A 3,635-nucleotide genomic window follows, 5' to 3' on the forward strand; every position below is an offset into this window, starting at 1 on the left:
GGTGCCCGCTGGACCGCCCGGATGCCGTCGAGCGTGATCTGGCCGCCCAGCTTGGCGGCCCCGTACGCGCTGGTCGGTCCGAGATGGTCCGGGATCGCCACCGTCCAGCCTCGCTGCAGCGCGACGTTCAGGCCGACAGCCTCGCGGATCTCCAGGTTCGGGTCGGTGGTCCACAGCGTCTGCGACGGTGCGCACTGCGGTCCGAGTGCGTTGATCACGTGCTGGAACGACAGCAGCGGCCCGTCCGGTGCCTTGCCGACGGGAGCGAGCACCGTCGTCACCGCGGTGATCGGCTCGCCCTGTGAATTCGTGGAGCGGAAGCTGAGCTGCCAGGTGTCGGCCCCGGTGATTCCCGCCGGGGTCGGCATGCGCCGGATTCCGAGAACGTCACCCGGTGTGGAGGAGGAAGCAGCGGCGGCGGGCCGGTAGAACGGGTCGGCCGGCAACGGCGGGTACACGGGTGCGGCGCCGGCCGGGGCGGTGGATGCGATGGTTGCGACCGCGGCTGCGACGCACACGGCCCCGGACAGAATTCCACGGCGCAGAATTCCACGGCGAACTCGGGTACCCACAGACAACCTCCACAGACGAACAACCCCGCCGACAGTGGCGGGAGACAACGATCCGTCGCATTATCGACCATCGATCACAGTTCGTTACGAACGGGACACTGTGCCCTCGACTCGTTACGCAACAGAAACCATCGGCTCGCGCGGTACCGAGAACCTCGTGCGGTTCCGAGAACCCGGCGCCCGCAGCCACTCCCGAGTAGCCTCCCGAACATGACGAAGGCACTCTCCGTAGTTCAACTCGTCAAAACCTTCGGCTCGACCCGAGCCCTGGACGGCCTCGACCTCGAGGTGCGCGTCGGGGAGGTGCACGGCTTCCTCGGACCCAACGGCGCCGGTAAATCCACCACCATCCGCATCCTCCTCGGCCTGCTGCGCGCCGATTCCGGCCGGGCGGAACTGCTCGGCGGAGATCCGTGGAGCAACTCCGTGGACCTGCACCGGCGGCTGGCCTATGTGCCGGGCGATGTGAACCTGTGGCCGAACCTGACCGGGGGTGAGGCCATCGACCTGCTGGCCGGGCTGCGCGGGGGCATCGACGAGCGCCGCCGGGCCGACCTGCTGGACAGATTCGAGCTCGATCCCACCAAGAAGGCCCGCACCTACTCGAAGGGCAACCGGCAGAAGGTCGCGATCGTGGCCGCCCTCGCCTCGGACGTGGAGTTGTTCCTTTTCGACGAACCCACCTCCGGGCTGGACCCGCTCAAGGACGAGGTGTTCCGGGACTGCGTGCGCGAAGCCGTCGCCGACGGCCGATCGGTCCTGCTGTCCAGCCATACCTTGTCCGAGGTCGAGGCCCTGTGCGACCGGGTCACGATCATCCGGCAGGGACGCACCGTCGAATCGGGAAGCCTGAGCGAGCTGCGGCACCTCACCCGCACCTCGATCCGTGCCGAAACGGCCCGTCCCGCAGTGGGTTTCGGTGATCACCCCGGCGTCCACGACCTGGAGATCGAGGGGCTGCGCGTGCAGTGCGAAGTCGACACCGCCCAGCTCGACGAGGTGCTGCGCCGGCTGCTCGACTTCGAACTGACGTCCCTGACCTGCACCCCACCCACGTTGGAGGAGCTGTTCCTGCGGCACTACGGCGACGAGGTGCCCGGCGGGAGCGGACTGTGAGCACCGTCGCGACCGGCAGGCATCCGAGCCCCGCCTATGCAGGCACGGGCAGGCTGATCCGCCTGGCGCTGCGCCGCGACCGCGTGCAGATACCGGTGTGGCTGGTGGCGTTCGCCGTCGTCTACGCGATCTCGGTGGTGAGCCTGAAGGACCTGTACCCGACCGCGAACGACCTGCACCTGATCGCGGTCAGTTCCGCCGTGTCCCCGGTGGTGCTCGCCACCAACGGGCTGGTGTCGGGTGACAGTCTCGGCGCCGTGGTGGCCGCCCAGACGCTGCTGTTCCTGGCGCTCGCCGCCGGGCTGATGAACTCGATGATGGTGGTTCGGCACACCCGCCAGAACGAGGAGACCGGGCGGGCGGAACTGGTCGGCGCGGCCGTCGTCGGACGCCGGGCCATGCTCACCGCGGCGCTGCTGGTTGCACTCGCCACGGACGTGGTGCTGACGGTGCTGCTCACGGTCGTCTCCGTCGCGTTCGGACTGCCCGTGGGCGGTTCGCTGGCGCTCGGAGCCGCGACGGGTGCCACCGGGCTCGCCTTCGCCGGAATCGCTGCGGTGACGGCGCAGGTCGCCGAGGGATCCCGCGCCGCGAACGGGCTCGCGGGCGCCGCCCTGGGCCTGTCGTTCCTGCTGCGTGCGGTCGGCGACACCACCGGCAGCGTCGACGAGTCCGGGATCCGGGTCACCAGCGCGTGGCCGTCGTGGCTCAGCCCGATCGGCTGGGCGCAACAGGTCCGGCCGTTCGACGCCGACAAATGGTGGGTCTTCGCGATCTTCGCGCTGTTCGTCGTCGCGACCGTGTGGCTCGCCTACGCCTTGACCGGAAGGCGCGATCACGGTGCCGGACTCGTGCAGCCGCGCCCGGGCCCGGCCCGGGCCGCTCCGCGCCTGCCGACGGCTCTCGGATTCGCGTGGCGCATGCAGCGCACGACACTGCTGTGGTGGGCGCTGGGCATCGCGGTGCTCGCGGTGACGTACGGGAGCATTGCGGACGAGATGGACAACTTCCTCGACGAGGGCGGCGCGGTCGCCGACATGATGACGCAACTCGGCGGCGGCGCCGAGGCGCTCACCGATGCGTACTTCGCCGTGACCTTCCTGATGATGTCCTTCTTCACCGCCGCGTACGCGGTGCAGGCGGTGCTGCGGATGCACGGTGAGGAGAGCTCCGGCCGCGTGGAACCGCTGCTGTCGACCGCGCTCGGCCGAGCCCCGTGGATGCTGTCCCACGTCGTCGTGGTGGTCGTCGGAATCGTGGTCCTGCACGTGATTCTCGGTGTCGCGGTCGCGGTTCCGTACGGCATCGCGATCGGGGACGTCGGGGGACCGCTCGGCGAGCTGATGCCGGCTGCGCTCGCATTCGTCCCGGCCGTGCTGCTGGTCGCCGCGACGGCCGTCCTGTGCGTCGGCGCCTTCCCGGGACGCGCGGCGAGTATCGCGTGGGGCCTGTTCGTGGTGTGGGTGCTCATCGGCCAGATCGGGCCGCTGCTGAACCTGCCGCAGTGGGTGATGGATCTGTCGCCGTTCGTGCACGTGCCGGCGCTGCCGGCGGCCGAGCTGCGAGCCCTCCCGCTGGTCGTGCTCACCGTCCTGGCGGTCCTGCTCGCCGCGGCCGGCGTTGCGGCCCTGCGCCGCCGCGACATCGCCGTGCAGTGACCGGTTCACCCGTGCTTCGCGGCCCGGGCTGCCTCGGCGAACGCCTGCATGCCGGGAAATTCGGCGTCGAAGCTGTAGTCGCCGGACGGGACCGGGGTCGCGCCCTGGCCGGGCCGGTCGTGGCGGCGGTTGATCCAGACCGAGCGCAGTCCGTGGCGCTTGGCGGGCACGTGGTCGTGGAACAGCGACTGCGCGACGTGCAGCAGGCGGTCGCGGGGAATCTCCAGTTCGGTCAACGCGTCGTCGAGCGCCTCGAAGTGGTTCGGGGCGGGCTTGTAGGCGCCGACGT

General features: G+C 70.2%; 3 protein-coding genes and 1 pseudogene. 2 read left to right on the forward strand and 2 right to left on the reverse strand.

All coding sequences use genetic code 11. The annotated features are described in order from the left end of the window. On the reverse strand, positions 1-572 hold a 572-nt coding region (locus I0Q12_RS29410; protein ID WP_307846622.1), incomplete at its 3' end, for a lipase family protein. A 210-nt stretch (positions 573-782) separates the two neighbouring features. Here I0Q12_RS29410 and I0Q12_RS29415 point away from each other — a divergent pair. Further along, on the forward strand, positions 783-1,688 hold the full coding sequence (locus tag I0Q12_RS29415) for an ABC transporter ATP-binding protein (RefSeq protein ID WP_197257275.1): 906 nt from the start codon (positions 783-785) through the stop codon (positions 1,686-1,688). After that, positions 1,685-3,346 (forward strand): ABC transporter permease, encoded by a 1,662-nt coding sequence (locus I0Q12_RS29420; protein WP_197257277.1) that lies wholly within the window; start codon positions 1,685-1,687, stop codon positions 3,344-3,346. The genes I0Q12_RS29415 and I0Q12_RS29420 overlap by 4 nt, the downstream gene beginning before the upstream one ends. A gap of 5 nt (positions 3,347-3,351) precedes the next feature. Here I0Q12_RS29420 and I0Q12_RS34285 read toward each other — a convergent pair. Further along, positions 3,352-3,635, reverse strand: a pseudogene (locus I0Q12_RS34285) (haloacid dehalogenase); the annotation flags it as partial.

This window comes from Rhodococcus sp. CX (assembly GCF_015865005.1).
Lineage (GTDB): Bacteria > Actinomycetota > Actinomycetes > Mycobacteriales > Mycobacteriaceae > Rhodococcus.